This window comes from Actinomadura sp. (assembly GCF_044508335.1).
Lineage (GTDB): Bacteria > Actinomycetota > Actinomycetes > Streptosporangiales > Streptosporangiaceae > Spirillospora.
In genome coordinates this window covers 1-4,083 of the sequence record NZ_JBIQHY010000214.1, presented here as the reverse complement: position 1 = coordinate 4,083, position 4,083 = coordinate 1, and the positions used below count along the sequence as shown (strand labels likewise).

At 68.8% G+C, this 4,083-nt stretch carries 4 protein-coding genes; 1 reads left to right on the top strand and 3 read right to left on the bottom strand.

Features of this window, described 5'->3' with window-relative positions; all coding sequences use genetic code 11:
* Window positions 1–349: 349 nt before the first annotated feature.
* Entirely contained in the window at window positions 350–1,414 is a 1,065-nt protein-coding gene (locus ACIWVC_RS34210) for a hypothetical protein (RefSeq protein ID WP_396455154.1), read from the bottom strand.
* 293 nt (window positions 1,415–1,707) lie between these two features.
* The gene (locus ACIWVC_RS34205; RefSeq protein ID WP_396448622.1) at window positions 1,708–2,094 is read right to left on the bottom strand and encodes a VOC family protein; all 387 of its coding nucleotides are present in this window, start codon (window positions 2,092–2,094) and stop codon (window positions 1,708–1,710) included.
* 123 nt (window positions 2,095–2,217) lie between these two features.
* Here ACIWVC_RS34205 and ACIWVC_RS34200 point away from each other — a divergent pair, with 123 nt between their 5' ends.
* Entirely contained in the window at window positions 2,218–3,132 is a 915-nt protein-coding gene (locus ACIWVC_RS34200) for a class I SAM-dependent methyltransferase (protein ID WP_396448624.1), read from the top strand.
* A 91-nt stretch (window positions 3,133–3,223) separates the two neighbouring features.
* Here ACIWVC_RS34200 and ACIWVC_RS34195 read toward each other — a convergent pair.
* A partial coding sequence (locus ACIWVC_RS34195) for a helix-turn-helix domain-containing protein (protein WP_396455152.1) occupies window positions 3,224–4,083 on the bottom strand: 860 nt, incomplete at its 5' end.

The following is a 4,083-nucleotide window of genomic DNA, read 5'->3' as shown; positions in this document are numbered from 1 at the left end:
CACTTTGCAGTCCGGAAACGCCGATCTGACCGGCGTTGAGTCCCGTATTAAGGATGCGGGCTGCGGCTGAACATGTGTTACAAATAAGCGCACACGTCTTTAGTCTGCGGGCACAACCTTGTGCTACTCGGGATCGAGGACGAGTGCGGGTGACAGCAGCACTCGGCCGCCCTGCAGAGGACGGGAGCGGGCATGGCGGCGATGCTGCGACCAGCGCCATACCCGTATGGGTGCAACACAGCAGTCCTTTGCCTGCTTCTTTCCAGCGGCCCGCACTCCCATCGTCGGGCAGCAGGACGAGACCAGCACTCCCTGACGCAGGGGCCGTTTCCAGGCCCGGCGGGAGATGTCAGGAACGGACCGTGACCCGGCGGATGAGGTGCACGTCGGTGAGCGGTCCTGTAGACGAGGCGAACCCGAACCTGACGGTGTCCGGGATGGGCTCGGGGGCGGGGAAGCGTAGAACCTGGCGGAAGCCCCCTCCGTCCTGGAAATCGACGTCGACCGTCACGACCGGGTCCGGCTCGCGCGCTATGGCGACACGGACGATCCGCTTGACCGGTTCCAGCAGGGCCTCGGCCCGCGTCGGCGCGACACCGGCGGGCATGGCCGCCAACTCGCCGTGGAGTCGGCCCGGTAGCGTCGACCGCCAGGTTCCGGTGGACGTCTTCTCGCCCATCGTGGCGGCGAGGACGCAGTATCCTTCGGCGCCGTTCCCTGGACCGCGGGCGGTCACGACGTTGGGCCCGGGAGGAGGCGGTTGAAACGACGTGCCCGCCGGGGAACGCCGCCGGCAGCCGTTCCCGCGCCTTTCTCCGTCCCCGACGTAGTCGCCCAGCACGTCGAGTCCGATGCCGAGGTAACCGCCTGCGACACCGGGAACGAAGTCGGCGCCCGGGCTGTCGTCCGGCAGTCTCTGGGCGTAGCCGAGGCTTCCGCCGAAAGCGCCCGGAGTGGTGAGCCGCTCGGCGCCGTCGGTGAGGAAGAAGGAGATCCCGTCGGCGGGCGTCCGCGTGGTGCTGCCGTACTGCCACTGCTCGAACGTCACCTCAAGACCGTCCTGCACCGGGACCGGCGAGTCGAAGAGCACGGCGCCGGTCTCTTCGAAGTGGGCATCGGTGAGCTGCAGATAGCCGTGCGGCGCCGCACCCACCGGCGGGACGGGGCCGGCCGGGTCCGGATGGCAGCCGCCGAGCGGATGGTTCGCGGCTTCCTCGACCTTCCCGCCTCGTGGAGCACCCGTCAGGCAGGCGGCCCCGTACCCGACGAAGCGGGTGTCCGCGGTGGCCCCGGTGAACGCCTCGTCGACCAGCACCGCGTCACGTCGCTCGTCTGCCGCCGGAGAACGTCCGGCCGCCGTGAGCGCCGCGACCATTCCGATCGCCGCGATGGCACGAAGCACCCCATGGCCCATGTTGTCGACCTTCCCCGCTGTTCGAAAAGTCTCCTCCCGCCGCATTCATCAGAACATGAGGTCACGGCCGGCCCGCCGGATTTCCTCGATCATGTCGATATTGCCGCTAGATCATTACCAGAAAGCGTGTCATCTTTTCGAACGGCCACGCGATCGCCATAACACCGTCATCGTCGATCACCTTCCGGAACACTCGGCGGAGAACCTCCGCCACGGCATGGCTCCACGGCTCTGCTCACAGGCTGTCCGGGATCATGACGTTCCGCCCGGTTTCAGCTTCTTCCGCCGGTGCGTTAATTCGAGCCGGACTCTGCCTGGCTCAGATCTACGACGCAGAACCGGTTTCCGTCCGGGTCTGCGAGGACGACGAAGTCCGGATCCGGTGGGTAGAGGTCCCAGTCGACTCGGCTCGCTCCAAGGCCGATCAGACGCGCGACCTCGGATTCCTGCTCCTCTGTGGTGTCCACGAACAGGTCGAGGTGCAGACGGGGATGGGGCTCGACCGGCGACTCGCTGTGCATGAGACCCAATGCCGGGCCGGACCCGTCTGCGTGCTCCAGCGTCCTCCAGCGCGGGCTTTCCTTCTCCGATACGGAAACAAGGTCCAGCGCCGCCGTCCAGAAGGCCGCGGCGCGGGGGATGTCGGTCACGCCGATCACAGGGAATCCGAGTCTGAGCACGGAACCGAGTCTAGAGACCCGAGAGCCACCCCATCGCAACCGTCACCGAGCACATGCTCATGCCGCTTGTGCGTTGCTCCCGGTGGTGGGCGATGGATGCGATCATGGTCGTGAGGAGGTGCCGTGAAATCAGGCGGAGCCAGTCGGACGGCGGTCTTCGTGTGCCAGGGGCGTGCGGTGGCGGATGGCCGGTGGGCCGTGGGCCGGTTCAGCGATCCGGTGGCCAGGCAGTTGCTTCGGCCCGAGGAGTTGAAGCCGGTGGACGCGGCACGGGCAGACGCCGCCCCTGGCCCGGATGGCGGCCGGGAGCGGTGGGCGGTGGAATCCGTCCGGGCCTGCGCCGAAATCGTGGTGCCCCGCACCGTGATGATCGACGACACGGTGACCAGCGCCGTTACCGATGGGGACTGCAAGCAGGTCGTCCTGCTCGGCGCCGGGCTGGACACCAGGCCATGGCGCCTGCCGGCCCTGGAGACGGCGACGGTGTTCTGCGTGGACCACCCCGCCACCCAGGCCGACGCGCAAGCCCGTGCCTCGGAGCTCAGCCCCGTGACCCGGCACCTGGTGTTCGCCGCGGTCGACCTGACCACCCAGCCGCTGGATGCCGCCCTTGAGTCCGCCGGGCATGATCGGACGGCACCGACAGTCTGGCTCTGGGAGGGAGTCGTGCCCTACCTGCGCAAGGCCGACGTGGCGACGGCTGCGACCGCGCTGGCGCGCCGGTCGGCCGAAGGCAGCGTCCTGGTGGTGAACTACCAGACCCCTTCCCTGACGGCCGGCCTCGGCCGGGGCTTGGCCAATCTCGTCGCCCGCATCGGGCGCATCGAGACCCCCACCGCGGACGAACCGTGGCGCTCGGCGTGGACGCCCGCCGGGATGGCCGAACTCTTGGCCGCGCGGGGCTTCGCCGTTGAGCAGGACGCCGACCTGCTGCAACTCGCCCACGACCTCGGCTCACCCGCCAAGCACAGTCGATCCCTACGCAACGGGCGTGTTGCCGTCGCCCGTTTCACCGGCGCCGCTCCCGCAAGCAGCTGACCGTCCCCATACTGGCGGCCCCGGCGCCCGGCCACTCGGCCCAAGAAACAGACCCTCAACGGCCAAGTGGTTTCCGGCTGCTTGGCGCCCGTTAGGACCCTGGATCCTGGTCTGGTGCTCTGCAGAGCCTTGCGTAGCGTCCTGGTGTCATGCCGAACGCTGCCTTGAACATCCTGGTGAAGTGGGCCTGGTCAGCGAAGCCGACTGCGAAAGCCGTCTCCGCCAGGGGCCTGCCCATGCGCAGTTTCTCGCGGGCGAGGTCGAGACGGCGCATGACCGAGTATCGGTAGGGACTGGTGCCGTATAGGGCACGGAACTGGCGTGCGAACTGATAGCGGTCAAGGCCGGTCACCGCCTCCAGCTCGCTTGAGCGCACGATTGCCGGACGACTGTCCATGAACTCTCGGCCGCGTTCGAGGGCGGGCAGGTCGACACGGCCGGGCCGGTCAGGAACGCGGGTGCCTGCGCTGCACCGGAGCAGGCCCTCGGCGATCTCCAAGACCAGAGCATCGAGCGCCAATGGCTCGGCCGTCGAGTCGAACGCCGCCCGTATCGTGCGCGCGAGGACCGGGTCGTCGGCCACGGGGGCCGCGAAGGGCAAGGAAGTCGGTCGTCCTGTGATGGCCGGCAGGGCGTCCGCGATTCGGGCCGGTGCGACGTAGATCTGCGCGTAGCCGAGGAGGTCCGGCCCGTCGGCCCAGCCGTCGTGCGGCTCATCGGGATGCAGCACGAAGACCTGTCCCGGGGCGCTGCGCCGCACGGCGCCCCGGTAGTGGAACGCCTGCGCCCCCGTTTCGGTGACTCCGACGGCGTACACGTCGTGCCGGTGCCGGCTGTACGGGTGGCCGCGCAACCCCGCCCGGAACAGCTCCACGCCATCGACGGGTCCGCTGGTCTCCACCCACTCGCCGGCATCACACGAACCTTCAAGACCGCTGGGAGGCGGTCCGG